The following is a 17,906-nucleotide window of genomic DNA, read 5'->3' as shown; positions in this document are numbered from 1 at the left end:
CAGTCGCGTTCGATTTCGGCGCGGGCTGATTCTCCAACCGTTACGGCGGCCGACCGTGAACGGAGAGGTATCCATGAAAGGATACGCCTTTGCCGCTCCGTATTTCAAAAACGTCCGGATCGGAAGGCGTGCCTGACAAATGCTTCTGAGCGTATCTGTTTCGGGAGTTTGAAAAAACCGGATAGTGAGTTGGGCCGAAGGAGAGGTGGGACGCCGGCCCCACCAGGGTTTCTCTACCCGCGCAGGCCCATTTCGCTGGTGAGAAAGTCGCGAAAGACGGCGACGCGCTTCGAACTGCGCAACTCTTCAGGGTAAACGAAAAACGCCTCCACAGCCGGGTGCTTTATGTCCGGCAGGATTTTGACGAGGTGTGGGTACTCCGCCGCCGCGTAGCCGGGGATGGACCCGATGCCGAGCCCGGAAGCGATGGCGTCCGCCATGGCGGCCATGCTGTTGACTTCAAGGCGCGCCGCGCGGCGCGTTCCGTCGTTTAACCCGGCTTCAAGCAGCCAGTTTATGTGGGGCACCGGAGGATGGTAGCCGCCAAACGCCACCAGCTTGTGCGTCGCCAGATCGTCGAGCGACGTCGGCATGCCGTAAGATTCGATGTAGGACGGCGCGGCGTATACCGGCAGTGGGAAGTCGGCGAGATGACGCTGGATCAGATCCGGTTGACGGGGCGCGTGCATGCGTACTGCGACGTCTGCCTCCCGCATGCCGAGATCGAGGTCGTTATCCTCGAGGATCATGGTGATAGCGATCTCGGGATTCTGCTCCATGAAACGGTGCAGGCGCGGCATGAGCCAGCAGCTTCCGAAGCCGGTCGTCGTGGTGACGCGAAGCCTTCCGGCTGCTTTTTCCTTGCTCTCTGTCAGGAGAGTCTGGGTCATTTCCAGCTTGGAGAAAACCTCGCGGACGGTCTGGTTGAGCGTCTCGCCCTGCTCGGTCAGGATCAATCCACGCGCGTGCCTGTGAAACAGCGGAACCTGAAGCACATCCTCAAGCGCAGAAATCTGCCGGGATACGGCGGACTGGCTGAGGTTCAGAACTTCCCCCGCGTGAGTGAATGACCCGGCCTCTGCGACCGCGTGGAAAATTCTTAGTTTATCCCAGTCCACATCTGTCTCCCTGTCTGGACGCGGGTCGCCTGCGCGCCGGACGCCCGAAAACACGATGCCTGTCGTTCTCGTGCAGGAATCGGCGGTTCAGGTCAAGCGTTTGCAACCCGCAGGCGTAACGATTTCAGACTGCGGCGATTCCGGAGAGGAACCGCTCGGCGTCGAGAGCCGCCATGCATCCCGAGCCCGCCGCCGTGACGGCCTGGCGATAGATCTTGTCCTGCACGTCGCCCGCCGCGAATACGCCGGGGATGGAGGTGCGCGTCGAGCCGGGCTGGGTAATAATATAGCCCTCGTCGTCGAGCATGAGCTGATCGTGAAACAGCGCGGTGTTGGGGGAGTGGCCGATGGCGACGAACACGCCGTCGACGTCGATGGTCGACATTGTTTCGGTCAGCGTGTCGCACAGACGCACGCCGGTCACCGCGGGCGGCGTTCCGTCATGAAGGATGTCTGCGACGACCGAGTTCCAGACTACGGAAATCTTCGGGTTGGCGTGCAGGCGGTCCTGCAGGATCTTTTCCGCGCGCAGTGAATCGCGACGATGGATCAGCGTTACGTGTTCCGCGTGGTGCGTCAGGTAAAGGGCTTCTTCCACGGCTGTGTTGCCGCCACCGATAACGGCGACTTTCTTGCCGTTGAAGAAGAACCCGTCACAGGTCGCGCATGCCGACACCCCGGCGCCCTGCAGGCGCTTTTCATTGGGCAGACCGAGCCATTTCGCCTGCGCGCCTGTGGCGATGATGACGCTGCGGGCGTGCATGACGTCGCCGCCGTCGAGCGTGACGCGGAACGGGTCGCCGTGGCGAAACTCCACCTCGGTCACGATGTCATGCACGATCTCGGCTCCGACATGCTCCGCCTGCGCCGCCATCTGCTCCATCAACCACGGTCCCTGAATCGCGGAGGCGAAACCGGGATAGTTCTCCACGTCGGTCGTGATCATCAGCTGGCCGCCGGGTTGCAGGCCTGCGACCAGAACCGGTTTGAGGTTGGCGCGGGCCGCGTAGATCGCGGCGGTATAACCGGCGGGACCGGCGCCGATGATTAAAAGGTCGGTCGTGACGGGTTCGTTCATGGGGTCGATTATCCGTGGGCGTCTGCGTGCGGCTTGGCGGATACGCCGCCGGGCGCCGACGAAGTGACTGTGAGTTACATATGGCGGCGTGAGAACGTCCCGGCAAGTCGCGCCGGGTTTGCGCGCCGTCACAGTCGGGTCATCTGCGCCGTCACTGAAGGCGGCTTTGCGCAAGCAGCGTCGTTCGTCCTATACCCGCCGCCGAACCGTGCGTGAAAAGGCGGAATCTTGTGACGGAACTGGATGCGGTCGACCGGCGGATCGTGGCCGAACTTCAGGCGGACGGGCGCATGACGAACGTGGAGCTTGCGCGCCGCGTCGGCATCTCGGCGCCGCCATGCTTGCGCCGCGTCCGCAGGCTGGAGGAAGAAGGCGTCATACGAGGGTACCGCGCCGACACTGATCCGCAGGCTTTGGGGTGGCCGATCACGATGTTCGCGCTGATCGGACTCGACAGTCAGAAGGAAGCAATCCTGTTGCAGTTCGAGGAGATGATCGCCGCATGGCCGGAAGCTTGCGAGTGTCACATGCTTCGTGGCGGCGTTGATTTCCTTGTTCATCTGGTGGCTCGGGATACGGCGCATGAGAACCGGTTGACTCGTCGTCTGACCGAAGCGCCGCATGTCGCGCGCGTTCAGACGCTTCATACGATTCGCACCAGCCTGTCTCAACCTGCGAGACCGGCAGATCTGAACGAGGCCGCGTTATGACGGTAGAGACTGTAACGCCGATGGCCGCCGGACGCTCAGGCGGGCTCGAAAACGGAACGTATTTCGCTATCGAGACAGACGCGGAGCGTCACGGCGGCCCGGAGATCACAGTCGTTGTGCCGTGTTACAAGGAGGCGGCGAACGTCCGGCCTCTGGTGGACGCGCTGACCGTTGCGCTTGAGGGGCGCGACTGGGAAGTGGTGTTCGTCGACGACGATTCACCCGACGGTACGATCGACGAGGTCCGCGCGCTTTCGGAGGAGAACTGGCGCGTGCGTGGAATCAGCCGTATTGGGCGGCGCGGCTTGTCTTCGGCGGTGATCGAAGGGGCTCTGTCGTCGTCAGCCCGCTACGTCGCCGTCATGGACGGGGATCTGCAGCACGACGAATCGCGATTGCCCGCATTGATTGACGCCTTGGCGGAAGGGCGCTGCGACATCGCGGTCGGAAGCCGCCATGTAGAGGGCGGCGACAACAGCGGTTTGGCGAATGCCTGGCGTCATGCCTTGTCCGATGGCGGCATCCGTCTGGCGCAGATGGTGTTGCCGGTGAAGGTCGGAGACCCGATGAGTGGCTTCTTCGCGTTGCGCCGGACGCTGTTTCAGCGCATTGCGCCGAGGCTATCGGGGCAGGGCTTCAAGATCCTGATGGATCTGATCATGTCTGCCCCTGAAAAGGTCCGGGTCGAGGAAATACCGTGTGTGTTCCGCCCGCGCGTCGCTGGCGAAAGCAAGCTGGACGTTCTGGTTCTGCTGCAATTCGCCGGGCTTTTGCTGGACAAGCTGTTTCATGGCTGGCTGCCGGTGCGGTTCCTGACGTTCGCCTGTGTGGGCGCGATCGGCGTTGCAGTGAATCTGATCGTCATGAACGTCATGCGTATTGGGGGCGCGGATTTCGAGGTCGCCCAGACCATAGGCACCGTCGCCGCCATTCTGGCGAATTTCTGGCTCGACAACACGTTCACCTATCGCGATCGACGCCTGCGTGGTCCGCGTCTTTTCGGCGGTTTCGTAGCGTTTCTTCTGGTGTCGTCGGTGGGCGCCTGGGCGAATATCGGCATAGCGCAACTTTTCCGTGCGGGCGGGGACGGTTGGGGACAGGCGAGCGCTGCGGGCGCAGTGATCGGCGTCGTGTGGAACTACGCCGTGTCGTCGACCCTGATATGGCGGCCGAGGTGACGACTGCGCGGCTGGACGCCGGCTGCAAGAGAAGTCGGAAGTCGTCGTGAAAATCCGCCAGACGGTTCGCTCGCCTGCGGCCTGGCTGGCGGCGGCAACCCTGTTGCGCCTTATCGTGGCTGCGCTTCTGCCGGTGACGCCCGACGAGGCTTATTACTGGGTCTGGTCGCGGGGGTTGCAAGGCGGATACCTCGACCACCCGCCGATGGCCGCCTTGTGGATACGGGCGGGCACAGACCTTTTCGGCGACAATGCATTCGGGATTCGGGTGCTGGCTCCGTTGGCGACGGCGGTGGGCACAGTCATGATCGTAGCTGCGGCGCGTGATCTGTTTCGTCTCGTGCGGCCAGACGGGCGGGAGAACGCCGGCGCGATCATGGCGGGCGTTCTCCTGAACGCGACTCTGGCGCTGGGCGTCGGGTCTGTGACGATGACCCCGGACACGCCACTGCTGTTTTTCGTGGCGCTCTTTCTGTTGGCCTTGGCGCGCCTGTCCCTAGATGGCTCGCCGATGTGGTGGCTCGCTGTTGGCGTCGCTGTCGGGCTTGGCTTCGACAGCAAATATACGATGGCTCTGCCTGCTGCGGGTCTTGCGGTATGGCTGGTGCTCACGAAAGAGGGGCGAGGCGGGCTTGCGCGACCGTGGCCATGGTTGGCGGCCGTCACGGGAGCAGTTTTGACTGCGCCGGTCTTCTGGTGGAATGCGACGCATGGCTGGGCGAGTTTCGTCAGGCAAGGCGGACGGGCGGCGGACTGGCGACCCGCCCGCGCAGCGCAGTTTCTGGGGGAGTTGCTTGGTGGGCAGGTCGGCCTCGCGACGCCCGCGATTTTCGCCCTGTTCATCGCAGGCGTATGGGTCGCGTCGCGTCGGCGCGACGCGGCCGACAGGCTGCTGCTTTGTCTGGTTGGCGTCCCGCTGGTGGTGTTTGCGCAGCACGCGCTTGGCGACCGGGTTCAGGCGAACTGGCCGGTCATCATATATCCCGTTTTCGCTGTTCTGGCCGCGCGGGTGGATGTCCGCTGGCGGTTCGCCGCCGCGTTGACGGGCGGGGCGCTGAGCGTGTTGGTGATTCTTCAGGCTCTGACTGCGGTGTTTCCGCTGGGACGTCATCTTGACGTCGCGTTGCGGCAGGGTGGTGGGTGGCCCGCCTTCGTGCGGGACGTCGACGCACGAACTGCAGGCGCGGCTTTCGTCGCCGCCGACGATTACGGACTGGCTTCGGAACTGGCGTTGCGTCTTCCGGGACGCGTCGTAGCGGGGGCCGACGATCGCTGGGCATATTTTGGTCTTCCCCCTGTCGCATGCGGCGGCGGCGGTTATCTGCTGCATAACGCTCGTCGTGATCCGCCCAGGAACGCGGGGTGGATGCGCGGGGCGGAAACGGTGGCGACGGTGGTCCGCGCACGACGCGGCGTCGAGGCCGAGCGCTACGTTCTTTACCGCCTGTCGTGTCCGCAGGCGGGTTTCTACCGCCTTCCGCCCGCCCGTTAAGCCGCCCTTAAGCTGCGCCCGCCAGCATGTCGGCGGAGGCGTGGGAGCGGATGGCGAAACGGAACGGACATAACAAGGGACCGACGATCATCGTGCGTCGCGGCGGCGGCGGCGGCGCCGGACACCACGGCGGCGCGTGGAAGATCGCCTACGCCGATTTCGTGACCGCGATGATGGCGTTCTTCCTTGTCATGTGGCTGATCAACGCCACGACCGAGCAGCGACGGCGTGGCATCGCCAATTTCTTCAACCCGATGGCTAATAGCGGCTCGCCCGCCTTGCAGGTTCAGCCGCAGGACACCCCGACAAACGCATCGTCATCTGACAACAAGCAGACGGCGACAAGCGCTGACAGCCGAAGCGCAGGCAGCGCGGCGAGTGCGGGAAGCGCCAGTGCGTCCGGCGCGGCGGGCGTAGCAAGTCTCCGTGCCGCGGCGAGTAAATCGCTTGGTGTGATCGCGGTGTCCGAGCCTGGGCGGGTCGGAGGATTCGGGCCCGAGCCCGGAGCTGTTCCCGGACGCAGTGACGCAGGCTCCGGCCCTGCGCATGAGGAGCGCGGAGCGATGGTCGCGCCGCAGCCGTCCTTCCTTGACCGCAGTCTGGGTCGCCAGACACTCGCGCCACCAGCGATCCTGCGCATCGTGCCAGTCGGCGGTGATCGGGCAGGACCATCGATTGCGGTTGGGGAGGCGGATGCGGCCAGAGCGGAGCAGAGGGCTCTGGAGGCAGGGGCAGATCAATTAAAGCGGGTGCTTGCCCAGACGCCGACGGTGGCGGCGGATGCGGGGCAGGTCGCCGTAGCCGTTATTCCTGCCGGGTTGAAGATCGAGCTGAGTGAATCTGATCGCAAATCGATGTTCGATAACGGTTCGGCGCGGTTGACCGACCGCGCGGTCGCTTTGTTGCGTGTCATAGCTCCGTATCTGACGGCTTTGCCTGAGAAGCTCTCTGTCTATGGATATGCGGATGGCGCGCTCTATCGCGGACGCAAAATGTCGAACTGGACACTGTCTGGCGCGCGGGCGGACGCGGCGCGGCAAATTCTGACGGACAATGGTTTTCCGGACCAGAGGCTCAGAGAGGTGGTTGGCGTCGGAGACCATGACCTAGCGCGTCCCGATGATCCTGGCGCGCCGGAAAATCGCCGCGTGGTGCTTATCCTTCATCGCGATCATCTGGCCCCAGAAAGCGTAGGTACGTCGGCGGCGATCTCTGGTGCAGGCGCCGCCAAATGACGCGAATGGTTTCCGTTTCAAATAGTAATGGCGCTCAAGAGTGGGATTTCAGTAAATGCTGGTGATCGGCGGCCTCGTTTTTCTGCTGCTGTGTGTGTTCGGATCGTTTGTAGCGTCAGGAGGGGCCATCGCGCCGCTTCTGGCCTCGATGCCTTTCGAGTTGCTTACAATTCTCGGCGCCGGAATTGGTACGTTCATCATGGCCAATTCCATGGGTGATCTGAAGCATGTGCCCGCTGCGTTCAAATCCGCGTTGAAAGGGCCGAGCTATGGCAAGCGCGATTATATGGATTTGCTCGGCCTGCTGTTCTTCTTCACACGTCTGGCGCAGTCGCAGGGTCTGATGGCGCTGGAGAGCCACGTCGAGACGCCGACAGAGAGCACTGCTTTCGCTGCCTATCCCAAGATTCGTGACAATGAGCGCGCTCGCGACATGATCTGCGATTATCTGCGGATGATGAGCATGAATATGGACGACGCATTTCAGATCGACGACGTCATGACGCGTGAGTTGGCGAAAAACCTGAAAGAAGAAACGCATATTTCGCATGGCATGCAGCAGCTCGCTGACGCGTTGCCTGCTCTGGGCATTGTCGCCGCAGTGCTGGGCGTGATCAAGACGATGGGTTCGATCACTAAGCCGCCAGAGGTGCTTGGTGAAATGATTGCGGGCGCTCTGGTTGGAACTTTTCTCGGCGTGCTGCTGGCTTATGGGATCGTGGGGCCAATTGCGACACGTATGCGCAGCGTCGCCGAAGAGGAGGCCAGTTACTACGATCTCATTCGCGTGGTATTCGTGGCTCATCTTCAGGGCAACGCCCCGCAGGTCAGTGTCGAGATCGGTAGAAAGGACATCCCCGTGCATTACATGCCCAGCTTTCTGGAGATGGACACGGCGATCAGCGAGCAGGCGATCGGCTGACGTCGGACGTTGATGTGAAAGGGTTGGGTGTATGACCGCCGCCGCGCCCGACGCTGGCGCCGAACTGGCGCGCTACGTGACGCCGGGTGGCTTACAGACGATGCGGCTGGAGCTGACGCGTCTGCTGAAGCAGGAGCGGCCGTCCGTGGTCGAAATCGTGTCGTGGGCGGCTGGCAACGGCGATCGTTCCGAGAACGGCGACTATATCTACGGCAAGAAGCGACTTCGTGAGATTGACAGGCGCATCCGGTTTCTCACGCAGCGCGTCGAAAACGCCATTGCGGTCGATCCAGCAGCCCAGACCAGGCGGGATCGCGTGTTTTTCGGCGCTACGGTGCTGTATGTCGATGAGAGTGATCGGGAAACCACCGTGACTATCGTCGGCGCCGATGAGGCGGATTCTTCTCAGGGGCAGGTCAGCCTGCTGGCGCCGGTCGCGCGTGCGTTGCTCGGGCATGGCGTTGGGGATGAGGTGGTTCTGAACACACCGCGCGGGCCCGAGCGACTGGAGCTGCTGGAGATTTCCTACCCGCCGCCACAGGGCTGAGCGTTTTCGGCGGGACGAAACTGTTCTAGTGTCGACCGCTCAATGGAGGAAATTCGGCTATGGCCCGTAAGCTTGACGTCGGGGTGCAGATGGACCCCCTCGAGGGGATCGACATCAACGGCGATTCGACATTCGCCCTGATGCTTGAGGCACAGGCCCGGGGCTATAATCTTTTTGTCTACGGCGTTGAGTCGCTTGCGTTGACGGAAGGCGCCCATACTCCGGGGCGTGGGCGGACGAGTCGCGTCACGGCGAGCGTGCGACCGGTCAGTGTGCAGCGGGAAAAGGGCGATCACGCGCGTTTTGGCGCCGCTGTTCGTCGTGATCTGGGCGACATGGACGTGATCCTGATGCGTCAGGATCCGCCGTTCGACATGGCGTACATCACCGCGACGCATCTGCTCGAGCATATTCACGGAACCGGTCCCGGACGTGCGCTAGTCGTGAACGATCCCCGGTCGGTGCGCGACTCACCGGAGAAGCTGCTGGTCACGCACTACCCGGAATTGATGCCGCCGACGCTTGTCACGTGGGATGTGGCTGAAATTCGTGCGTTTCGCGCCAGATGGCGGGACATCATCGTCAAGCCGCTGTTCGGCAACGGAGGTAGCGGCGTTTTCCGCATTCGCGAAGACGACCAGAATCTCAACGCTTTGCTGGAAATGCATTTCGCCCGTTCTCGCGAGCCGCTGATGATCCAGCGTTACGAACCAGCTGTACGGGCTGGCGACAAGCGAATCATTCTGGCGGATGGGAAGCCTATTGGCGCCATCAATCGCGTTCCGGCGGAAGGCGAGGCTCGGTCTAACATGCATGTAGGCGGCGTTGCTCAGAAGGTCGACCTGACTCCGCGTGACCGAGAGATATGTGAGACGATCGGCCCGATGCTTCGGGAGAAGGGTTTGATTTTTGTCGGCATCGACGTGATTGGCGACTGGCTGACAGAGATCAACGTTACGTCGCCGACCGGTCTGCAGGAGTTGGCCCGGTTCGACGGCGTCAACCCGGCGGGGCTTCTCTGGGATTGCATCGAAGCCCGCCTGTCAGCGGGTTGACGCGGGCTCAGGCGCCGTCCGGCCTCGCCGGAGGCTCTGGCTGCGCTGCGGTGTGCTCTGTTTCCGGCACAGGCCCCTTGGGTTTGTCCGAGCCGAAACGGTCCCTCAGATCCCACAACTGTTGGCGGAAGTAGTAGCCGAACATGCCGCTCCAGATGATGACGCACAGGAGGGGCATAATGATTTGCAGCATGAGTGTCCTCGCGTTTCCGGGCTGTTTCGCTCAGGTCCGTGTTCCGGGCCAGCGCGGGGGCTTCCATTATGCTGTAGGTCGGTCGCTGCGTTTGCAAGCGCTCGACGAAGTGTAACGATACGCAGCCTCTTGTAGAACTTCGCGGTGGCGGGCAGATAGGGGGCATGAGCGAAGTCTTGCAAGGCGTCCGCGCCGAGTCGGTGGAAGTGGCCTCTTCGATACCCGAGTCTCATGGACCCAAGGTCGCCCTCGACGCCGACGCGGTTAAGGCCGCCTATAAGCGTTGGGCTTCAGTCTATGACGCTGTGTTTGGCGGGGTGTCCGCGTTTGGTCGCCGCCGCGCCGTGGCCGCCGTCAATGCCCTGCCGGGTGAGCGCGTGCTTGAGGTTGGCGTAGGCACTGGGCTTGCGCTGCCGCATTACGTCCCGGGTAAGCGGATCACTGGGATAGACCTGTCTTCCGACATGCTGGCCCGCGCCAGGGAGCGGGTTCGCCGCGAACGCCTGAACAACGTCGAAATGCTTCTGGAGATGGATGCGGAGGACACGCGCTTTCCGGATGCTTCGTTCGACATTGCAGTCGCAATGTTCGTCGCTTCGGTCGTTCCGCATCCGCGCCGTTTGCTGAAAGAACTGAAGCGCGTTGTTCGGCCCGGCGGTCATATTCTGTTCGTGAATCATTTTCTTGCGCCGAACGGTCTGCGTGGCGCGGTTGAGCGCGGCATGGCGCGCGCGTCCCACTCTCTGGGCTGGCATCCTGATTTCGCCATGGAGGCGTTGCTGCCGCCCGAAGACATACGCCGCGCCCGGATCGAAGCTGTTCCGCCGGCGGGGATTTTTACTCTGGTGACGTTGAAGCACGAACAGGTCGCCGCGCCGCAGCCTGAAGGCGCCTGACGCTACGCATCGGTTTGTTGGGATTGGCGTGCGCGTAGGTGCAATGTCGGTGATGCAGGTCTGTCCCGCTGACGCCGTCAACGGGCTTCATGGCGACGTGAAATCCCGTTAAGGTTGATGAAATAGATGCGATGACGCCGCGCCGCTTCGTCGAACAGACGTGGGTGGCGGTTCAGGAGGCGTATCGTCGGAGGTGGAGAGACACTCGGCGCCATGTCTGAAACAGTAGACGCTTTGTCCCGTTCGATGTCCGGGTTGACCGCTGAACGGTCTTCATCTCCTCGATCTGGCGTGGGATATGTAGTGTTCTCCTGCGCGGTCGGAGCAGCGGCCGGCGCGGCTACGCTCGCGTCGCAATTTGGCCTTCTTCCCTCCAATCTCGCAAAGAAGGCCGGTCAGGCGCATTCGATCGCAATGGTGCTGTATGTTGCGCTGCCTGCGTTGCTGGGCGGTTTCGGAGCGCTTTTGGCTCCGGCGGAGCTGCGACGCGGTGTTGGCGCCAGCGCGATTTGTGCTCGGCTTTTATCGCTGTCTCTCGTGTTTATGATCGCCAGTCTGCTGCTGTTCTTTGGTGCGGCAGGGGCGGCGACAAGCGTGTGGGGCGGGCTCGTGTGGTGTCTGGGAGCCGTCGTGATGGCGACGTCGGTTCTCAGCAGAATTCTGGATAGCCGGACATCTGTCGCTTCCGGTGAACGCGGTTCGGTGCACCGTTTCTCCCTGTTTTTATGGACGCAGGTCGCGGCGGCAGCCGGGTTGTTGTTCTCGGTTCCGGTGCTGGCGGCAGGCTTGACCCGAACGCTGGTGTCTGGAGCGTCAGCGTCGGATGCGCTGACGTCTTTCGAGACGCCCGCGATGATTGTCGTGCTCGTTGCGGCGCTTGGTCTGGCGTCACGTGCGTTCGAACCCGCCGCAGGTCAAGACGATGATCGGGGAGCTTCTGCTCTTGAAAACCACGTCGGGCGCGCTGTGGCGGTGGCGGCAGGCGTCGGCGGGCCGGTAATTTGGGCTCATGCGATGATGACGCATCAGGCGCTGGCGCCGGTCGTCTCTTTCGAGACAGGGCTGGCGGCGTTGTGCTCGCTCACGTTTGGCGCCCTTTGGATGTCGCGTTTGTGGCGACGGGCTGTCTCGTTTGCGGGACGCGGAGGCGTGCAACTGTTATGGACGTCCGGTTTCTTCGTCGTGCTGCTTTCGGGCTGGACGGTTGGTGTGGCCGAGGGTGACAGCGTTCATGCCGCCGTACTGAGCGCATCCGCTCTGGCGTTATTCGGGGCCTTTTACGGTTGGCTCGATAGCGCCGGGCGTTGGTACCCTGCCGCCGCGGCGCGATTCCAGTTTCTGTTTATGTTTGCCGGGTCCATTCTGGGCAACCTGGCGGTTTCGCATGCTGGAGGGGTGCTGCAAATCGTCAGCGGCGTCGCGTTCGGTCTGTCATTGCTGGCTTTGGCTGTTGTTGCTCTTGGTGTTTTCCTGGGTGAGCGATCGACTGATGGCGCGACGATTGCGCAGGTTGCGCGATGAGCGGCGCGAGCCTTGTCGATCGCGCTGCGCGGCCCCGTTTTCGCGCTGACCGCGTCGGGACCCGGGCGCATGACTGGGTTCAACTGTTAAAGCCGAGAGTGATTTCTCTGGTGGTCTTTACGGGGGCAGCTGGCCTTGCTGTCGCGCCCGGCCCGGTGAATCCCGTTCTCGCAGCGATCAGCATTTTATGTATTTGCCTTGCGTCTGGCGCGGCCGGGGCGATCAACATGTGGTACGACCGCGATATTGATGCGGTCATGCAACGTACTGCGACGCGCCCTATTCCCGGTGGTCGTATTCCCGCTGATGAGACACTTGTTTACGGCGTCGGTCTTTCCGTTCTTTCCGTTGCATTGATGTGGCTGGCGACAAACGCGCTGGCGGCCGGGATTCTGGCGTTCTCGATCTTCTTTTACGCGATTATTTACACGATGTGGCTGAAGCGTTCGACGCCGCAGAACATCGTCATCGGTGGGGCGGCGGGCGCTTTTCCGCCAATGATCGGCTGGGCCGCCGCGACGGGATCGCTGTCGGTGCTGCCGGTCGTCATGTTTCTGATCGTGTTCCTGTGGACGCCGCCGCATTTCTGGTCGCTGTCGCTTTACGCCTGTAAGGATTATGGGCGTGCAGGCATTCCAATGTTGCCTGTCGTGCGCGGAGCGCGGCACACGCGCTGGCAGATTCTTCTCTACACGCTGATTCTTCTGCCGGTGTCGCTGACGCCTTCCGTGCTGGGGCTTTGCGGCTCGCTCTACACCTTGACGGCGACTTTGCTCGGTCTCGGGTTCGTGGCCTGCGCCGTGCGGGTGCTGCTGGAGAAGCAAGACGATGCGGGCGTCAGCCTCGCGGGTGATCGTGCTGCGCGGGTGTCGTTCCGGTTTTCGCTGGCTTATCTTTTCTTGCTGTTCTGCGGTTTGCTCGGGGATCATGCACTGACATGGTGGCTTTCATGAGCATGATCGAACAGCAACCCTCCGTCAGCTTGACGGAGGCTGAGTTACGTGAGGCTGATCGTCGCCAGCGTGGCCGGATTGTCGGCCTTGTGAGCTTCACGCTGGCTATGGCGGCGATCATCTATGTGATCGCGCTGATCCGTCTGTAGAATTTTTTCTTTTACTCAATCGGCCCGAATCAGTTCGTAGAGGCCGACCGCAGCCGCTACGGAAACGTTCAGACTTTCCATATGGCCCGGCATGTATACGCCGGCGATCTCGTCGCAGGCTTCTCGGGTGAGGCGTCGCAACCCGTCTCCTTCCGAGCCCAGCACAAGTGCGGCGCGTCGCCCGCCCAGCGACGACCCGTTGAGGCGGCTCCCTCCTGCGTCGAGGCCGATCGTCCAGATATCCTGACGCTTCAGCGTCTCCAGACTCCGCGCAAGATTAACGACGCGTATCAGCGGCACAATCTCAAGAGCCCCGGAAGCGGCCTTGGCGAGCGCGGCGCCCTCATCTGGCGCGTGGCGATCCTGCATGACGATACATGCGGCGCCGAACGCCGCGGCTGAGCGGAGAATCGCGCCGACGTTGCGGGGATCCGTGACCTGATCGAGCACGAGCACAGGGCCAGGGCGCTCCAGAGCGTCCTCAAGATCCATGGATTCCAGAGGTTCGACCAGCGCCGCGACGCCCTGATGTACCGTTTCAGCTCCAAGAAGAGCCGCGAGATGCGCCCGGTCTGTGGTCTCAGCCAAGGCGGGGAGCGGCGTTGACAGTCTCTCGATGAAGTCTGGGCGGGCTTCGGTGGTCAGCAGGACGCGGAGAATGGTGCGCGCGGGGTTTTCCAACGCGGCCTGCACCGCGTGAACGCCAGCTAGCCAGTACGGCCCGCCGGGCTTACCCCCTTGCCGCCCACGGCCACGATGCTCGCGAGGCGCACGCTGGCCCTCGTTGCGGGAGGCTGATGGCTGCCCCGGGTGCTCATGCGGTGCGGCGCGTTCTGAGCGCCTCTGCTGGGGGCGGGAGGAGGTCTGGGGGCGGGGAGTTGATGAGCGGGGTTTGGGCATGAATGCAGCTATACGATTACGGTGCGCGTCCGTCATCATTCCGCGTGTCCCCTGTTCGCCTGCACACGGAATACGTTTGTGTGACGAAACCGCATTGACAGGAGGGGACGAGCGCCGTAATTCGTCTCCGCGTCGGAAGGGTGCCCGAGTGGCTAAAGGGGGCGGACTGTAAATCCGCTGGCGTACGCCTACGTTGGTTCGAATCCAACCCCTTCCACCACGATCTTGAAAATTCAATGAAATCAGCGCATTACACTGTGTTGTCGGTAGTGACCAGCTACCTCGGCGGTAGTTGTCTGGCGGTAGTCCCTCATGGCTAAAAAGGGACCGGACATGCATGGTTTGAAGCGCACCGTGGGCGGCACTTGGCAGGCTCGGATGCACATCCCCCGTGACCGGCGGGCGGACGTAGGCAAGGCGCTGGGCATTGCATCCGGCACCCGTCAAGACATGCTTGGAACGCTTGAAACCCGAGACCTGAAGACGGCCCTGCGGAGGCGTGACAAGAAGCTGGCGGAGATGCGGGAGAGCGTTGACCGCAAGCTGATTGGAGCGGGTTTCAAACCTCTTCATGAGGATTGGGTGTCGGGTTGGAGCCGTGAAGGCAGCCTGACGGATGAGGCGTTAGAAGCCCGCAGGCTGATTCAGACGACCTCCGACAAGCCGGATTACCATGACGACCTGTATGGTCCGATCAGCCCACGCGACAGGCTCCGGGATGGCATGGCCGACTTCCTAGAGGAACGGGCCGCCCGTCTTGATAGCCAAGGCAAGGATGGGGCGGCATATGCCGAGCGGTATCGGGAGATAGCCGAGGGCGACGTCACGCCCTTTTCGGCCTTTCTGGATCGGTGGATCAGAGAGCGTGAGCGCGACGTGTCGCCGTCTATGGTCGCGATGGACCTGACCACGCTTCGGCACTTTGGAACCTATCTGTCTTCCTGTCAGGGACTAGAGAAGCCCGCCGATCCCGTGGCCTTCCTGCGGACACAGGCCGTCGAGGATATCCCAAAGGCCGTGCTAGGCGAGTTCGGGGAGTGGCTGGCGGATCAAGACCTGTCGCCCAAGACCGTGAGCCGCATTATCAGCCCGCTCAAGGTGATGTGGGATTGGGCAATCAGGCATCATCTCATCGACGGGCTAAACCCGTGGCTTGGCGCGACGGCTGGGCTGAAGAAGCGTGCGGAGCGGGACGGGCGGACAAAGATCAAGGGACGAGAGTTCAGCGAAGGGGAGTTGATCAAGCTTCTCACCGCCGATCCGAACGAAGGACACCGGGGCGTCTGGTCATGGACAGCACCGCTCACGGACCTGATGCGCATTGCTCTCCTGACGGGAGCGCGTGAGAACGAACTGTGCAGCTTGACGGTGAGCCGCATCGTGAACCGTGATGGCGCTCATGGGTCGCTATGGGGCATCGAAGTGACCGAAGAGCACGCCAAGACTGATAACTCCGTCCGTAAGGTTCCGCTCCATCCGCTGCTGATGCCTATTATAGAGAGACGCTTGCGGGATGCCGAAGCCACGGGTGAGCCTGACGCCGTTCTGTTTCCTGAGTGCAGGCCGGGCGGTGTGGGCAAGAAGCGCGGCCATGTCTTCTCGCAGCGCTTCACGGGCCTGCGGCGGGCCGTGCTGGGTTTGGAAAGTGACGGCGTGGTGAACTTCCACAGCTTCCGGAAATCGTTTGGCACCTTCATGCGCCGGGCGCACTTGGCTGGCGTGACTGAGTGCCAGCTTTCGGTTGCACAGAAGCTCATCGGGCACAAACCCCAGACGCTCACCGAAGCCGTTTACATGGAGCAGGAGCTACAGTGGGGCATTTATGAGCGGGCCATCATCGGCATGGTCGAGAAGGGTATGCCGGAGGGCGTGCTGGCAACTTTGACCTGAGCTCTAGCCCGCCAAGGCATTGAACGTTGGTACAGGGCTGACATACAGAAGCAAAATGGTCTACCACCACGTTTCGTTACAAATCGAGACACTGGATTGCAAGGTGATCAAAAAAGTATCTCTCGTTTCTCTGCTTTCACTTTCTGCCTGTTTTTCCCCAGAACCAATTAATGATGGCTCTACCGAAGGTATTCAAAAGTTGCGAGCGGCGGAAACCGCTTGCGTCAAGCGCGTGCAAGGCAACGCACCTTCGATACAGATCGGTCAATTCACGGCGGTTTCCACGTGCGACCTTGATGCTCTCAACAAATATGGGAAGGACGCTTTCGGAGAATATGTCCCTGCCCATAGGCGAGCCATGATGCGCGAATTAGACATCACTACCCTCGTCGATACCGGACGCATCTCCATCAAGGACGCGCAGGTGCTGCTAAATCGTTCAAATGCGTTGCTCAGTAATGATCTTGGGCAATCAAAAGATAACTTGATCAAAGAGCATCAAGACGCCGCCGACGAGCAAAGAGCACGCTTCTCCGCAGCGATGGCAAACCTGTCGCAGTCTAGCCTACAAGCACAGCAGCAAATGAACACGAGCGCACCCGCGTCTTACACGATTCAGCAAAATGGGCCATTCACGAACATCTCTGGTTCAGACGGTAGCAGCACGACCTGTAATCGCGTCGGAACATTCACGAACTGCACGCACATGCCATAGAGCCCCACCTTCCTGATCGTCGGCGTGCCCGGCAAGTCGCCCAATCTTGGAAGAGGGCGTGCATTGGGTTTGGCTACCCTAAGACAGACTTAGGGTATCAAACATGGTGACGAAGGCGTCCGCTTTGGGCTGTATGCCGAAACGAGCGTCAGCACTTCGCCGAGAAACAAACGCACGGACAACATATTCGATCAAATTCTCCCAGCCAGCCCCCTCAATCCCCAGACCCACCCCGTCGAATTTTCGCAGAGGGTAACTGCGGGTTCTGGGGGGATAATTGCTGGCCCACAACCGGGGCCTTTCGGAATTGTATGAAACACTAGGGCCGACTGCGGTTTTTTAGGCGTTTTTGGCAGAAACCACACCCACTAGACAGAACAGACCAAAGCAATGAAGACAGAACAGACCCCTTTAAGGTTCCTTTAAGGCTTCCTTTCGGATGACGATGTGTGTGGTTGTCAACCACCACAGATTACGGTTCCAGATAGGTCTCCTTAAAGACCCTTAAAGACCCTTAAGGGGCAGCTCTGCATTGCTCTGAGGCGAGCCGTAAGGCCCGCATGACCCTCACAAGTCCTCTCGGGGAGCCAATGCCACTAGACAGAGGCGAGCAAATCCGGCTCCGCGTCTGCCCCTTTTTTCGATGGTCATAGCGCCCCCGGCCTGACCTCCAAATAATCCAGACAGGATCACACAATGCCACATCAGGACACTTCGGCCCCCAGCCGGAGCGATAACGCACGCCTACACGCTGGGCCGCCCCAGCCTTTCACCACGACCACCACACGCAAGACACGCTCCGACAAGGGCATCCTGCGCGGCCCTGCGCGGCCCTGCCCGCCCCCGACAGGCTTCCTACCCGGTTCGCCATGCTGATCACGTCGCAATCCCGCTGACTGGCGCTCACGGTAACGGGCATCGGCTCGAACTGGATACGGCAGACGCCAAGATCGTCCTCGCCATGTCCGACGAAGGCCGAAAGCTCTACGTGGTCCAGAACGGCGACAAGACAGCCGAGACGGTCAGGATCGGCGGCCCTTGCGCTCAGGCGTTCGCAGGCAGCACGAACCGTCAACACAATATCACCGTCGCCCGTCTGCTTCTTGGCGAAACCCATAAGGGCAGGCGCGTCCGCTTTCATGACCACAACCCGTTCAACATGCGTCGCGCCAATCTCTACCTTGAAGTGAACGCCACGAGATCACGGCACGATATCGACTGGATCAAGGCGGAGCAGAGGCGGGCCGGACTGGTCGAGTATGCGCTTGGCTCGGTTCATGGCTGACGACACATCCCCACCGAACTTTCTAGGCTCAGGACTCATTCTTTGAGATAGAAGATGAAGGATGCGGCG

At 61.7% G+C, this 17,906-nt stretch carries 18 protein-coding genes and 1 tRNA gene; 15 read left to right on the top strand and 4 right to left on the bottom strand.

Annotation, left to right across the window (positions count from 1 at the left end; genetic code table 11):
* Nucleotides 1-233: 233 nt before the first annotated feature.
* Both HK28_RS04480 and trxB read right to left on the bottom strand, forming a co-directional pair.
* Nucleotides 234-1,118, bottom strand: coding sequence for a LysR family transcriptional regulator (locus HK28_RS04480; protein WP_086643422.1), 885 nt, complete (start codon nt 1,116-1,118; stop codon nt 234-236).
* Nucleotides 1,119-1,242: 124 nt separating this feature from the next.
* Nucleotides 1,243-2,196, bottom strand: a complete 954-nt coding sequence (gene trxB, locus HK28_RS04475) for a thioredoxin-disulfide reductase (RefSeq protein ID WP_086643421.1) — start codon at nt 2,194-2,196, stop codon at nt 1,243-1,245.
* Between the two features lie 230 nt (nt 2,197-2,426).
* Here trxB and HK28_RS04470 point away from each other — a divergent pair, with 230 nt between their 5' ends.
* The 7 genes from HK28_RS04470 to gshB are packed head-to-tail and all read left to right on the top strand — an operon-like array spanning nt 2,427 to nt 9,335.
* Entirely contained in the window at nt 2,427-2,906 is a 480-nt protein-coding gene (locus HK28_RS04470; protein WP_086643420.1) for an Lrp/AsnC family transcriptional regulator, read from the top strand.
* Entirely contained in the window at nt 2,903-4,084 is a 1,182-nt protein-coding gene (locus HK28_RS04465) for a glycosyltransferase family 2 protein (protein WP_233140352.1), read from the top strand. The genes HK28_RS04470 and HK28_RS04465 overlap by 4 nt, the downstream gene beginning before the upstream one ends.
* 46 nt (nt 4,085-4,130) lie before the next feature.
* Nucleotides 4,131-5,576: a glycosyltransferase family 39 protein gene (locus HK28_RS04460; RefSeq protein ID WP_086643418.1), complete on the top strand. Its 1,446-nt coding sequence runs from the start codon at nt 4,131-4,133 to the stop codon at nt 5,574-5,576.
* Nucleotides 5,577-5,626: 50 nt separating this feature from the next.
* Nucleotides 5,627-6,811, top strand: a complete 1,185-nt coding sequence (locus HK28_RS04455; protein ID WP_086643417.1) for a flagellar motor protein MotB — start codon at nt 5,627-5,629, stop codon at nt 6,809-6,811.
* A gap of 55 nt (nt 6,812-6,866) precedes the next feature.
* Nucleotides 6,867-7,733 carry a flagellar motor stator protein MotA gene (gene motA, locus HK28_RS04450; RefSeq protein WP_086643416.1) on the top strand — a complete coding sequence of 289 codons (867 nt, stop codon included), beginning with the start codon at nt 6,867-6,869 and terminating at the stop codon, nt 7,731-7,733.
* A 31-nt stretch (nt 7,734-7,764) separates the two neighbouring features.
* Complete coding sequence (gene greB, locus HK28_RS04445) at nt 7,765-8,280, top strand: transcription elongation factor GreB (RefSeq protein ID WP_086643415.1); 516 nt, start codon at nt 7,765-7,767, stop codon at nt 8,278-8,280.
* 59 nt (nt 8,281-8,339) lie between these two features.
* Nucleotides 8,340-9,335 (top strand): glutathione synthase, encoded by a 996-nt coding sequence (gene gshB / locus HK28_RS04440; RefSeq protein WP_086643414.1) that lies wholly within the window; start codon nt 8,340-8,342, stop codon nt 9,333-9,335.
* Between the two features lie 7 nt (nt 9,336-9,342).
* On the opposite strand, the gene HK28_RS04435 is transcribed toward gshB, so the two are convergent.
* Entirely contained in the window at nt 9,343-9,528 is a 186-nt protein-coding gene (locus tag HK28_RS04435; protein WP_086643413.1) for a hypothetical protein, read from the bottom strand.
* A gap of 164 nt (nt 9,529-9,692) precedes the next feature.
* On the opposite strand from HK28_RS04435, the gene HK28_RS04430 reads away from it, so the two are divergent.
* The 4 genes from HK28_RS04430 to HK28_RS14115 all read left to right on the top strand — a co-directional run bounded on the left by HK28_RS04430 (nt 9,693) and on the right by HK28_RS14115 (nt 13,047).
* Nucleotides 9,693-10,424: a class I SAM-dependent methyltransferase gene (locus tag HK28_RS04430; RefSeq protein WP_086643412.1), complete on the top strand. Its 732-nt coding sequence runs from the start codon at nt 9,693-9,695 to the stop codon at nt 10,422-10,424.
* A gap of 213 nt (nt 10,425-10,637) precedes the next feature.
* Nucleotides 10,638-11,945, top strand: a complete 1,308-nt coding sequence (locus HK28_RS04425) for a hypothetical protein (protein WP_086643411.1) — start codon at nt 10,638-10,640, stop codon at nt 11,943-11,945.
* Nucleotides 11,942-12,898 (top strand): heme o synthase, encoded by a 957-nt coding sequence (gene cyoE / locus HK28_RS04420; protein ID WP_086643410.1) that lies wholly within the window; start codon nt 11,942-11,944, stop codon nt 12,896-12,898. The genes HK28_RS04425 and cyoE overlap by 4 nt, the downstream gene beginning before the upstream one ends.
* On the top strand, nt 12,895-13,047 hold the full coding sequence (locus HK28_RS14115) for a hypothetical protein (RefSeq protein WP_198945787.1): 153 nt from the start codon (nt 12,895-12,897) through the stop codon (nt 13,045-13,047). Before cyoE ends, HK28_RS14115 begins: the two co-directional genes overlap by 4 nt.
* 15 nt (nt 13,048-13,062) lie before the next feature.
* Here the strand turns inward: HK28_RS14115 and rlmB are convergent, their stop codons facing one another.
* On the bottom strand, nt 13,063-13,983 hold the full coding sequence (rlmB, locus tag HK28_RS04415) for a 23S rRNA (guanosine(2251)-2'-O)-methyltransferase RlmB (protein WP_408736424.1): 921 nt from the start codon (nt 13,981-13,983) through the stop codon (nt 13,063-13,065).
* Between the two features lie 98 nt (nt 13,984-14,081).
* Between rlmB and HK28_RS04410 the strand changes: the two genes are divergently transcribed.
* The 4 genes from HK28_RS04410 (at nt 14,082) to HK28_RS04395 (ending at nt 17,837) form a co-directional block, all read left to right on the top strand.
* Nucleotides 14,082-14,167: transfer RNA gene (locus HK28_RS04410), tRNA-Tyr, on the top strand.
* A gap of 92 nt (nt 14,168-14,259) precedes the next feature.
* Nucleotides 14,260-15,837 carry a tyrosine-type recombinase/integrase gene (locus tag HK28_RS04405; RefSeq protein WP_086643409.1) on the top strand — a complete coding sequence of 526 codons (1,578 nt, stop codon included), beginning with the start codon at nt 14,260-14,262 and terminating at the stop codon, nt 15,835-15,837.
* 55 nt (nt 15,838-15,892) lie between these two features.
* On the top strand, nt 15,893-16,552 hold the full coding sequence (locus tag HK28_RS04400) for a hypothetical protein (protein WP_086643408.1): 660 nt from the start codon (nt 15,893-15,895) through the stop codon (nt 16,550-16,552).
* Between the two features lie 961 nt (nt 16,553-17,513).
* Entirely contained in the window at nt 17,514-17,837 is a 324-nt protein-coding gene (locus HK28_RS04395; RefSeq protein ID WP_086643407.1) for a hypothetical protein, read from the top strand.
* Nucleotides 17,838-17,906 lie beyond the last annotated feature (69 nt).

Source organism: Acetobacter sp. DsW_063 (assembly GCF_002153745.1).
Lineage (GTDB): Bacteria > Pseudomonadota > Alphaproteobacteria > Acetobacterales > Acetobacteraceae > Acetobacter.
Note: the sequence above shows the minus strand (reverse complement) of the source record. Positions and strands in the feature narration are given on the sequence as shown.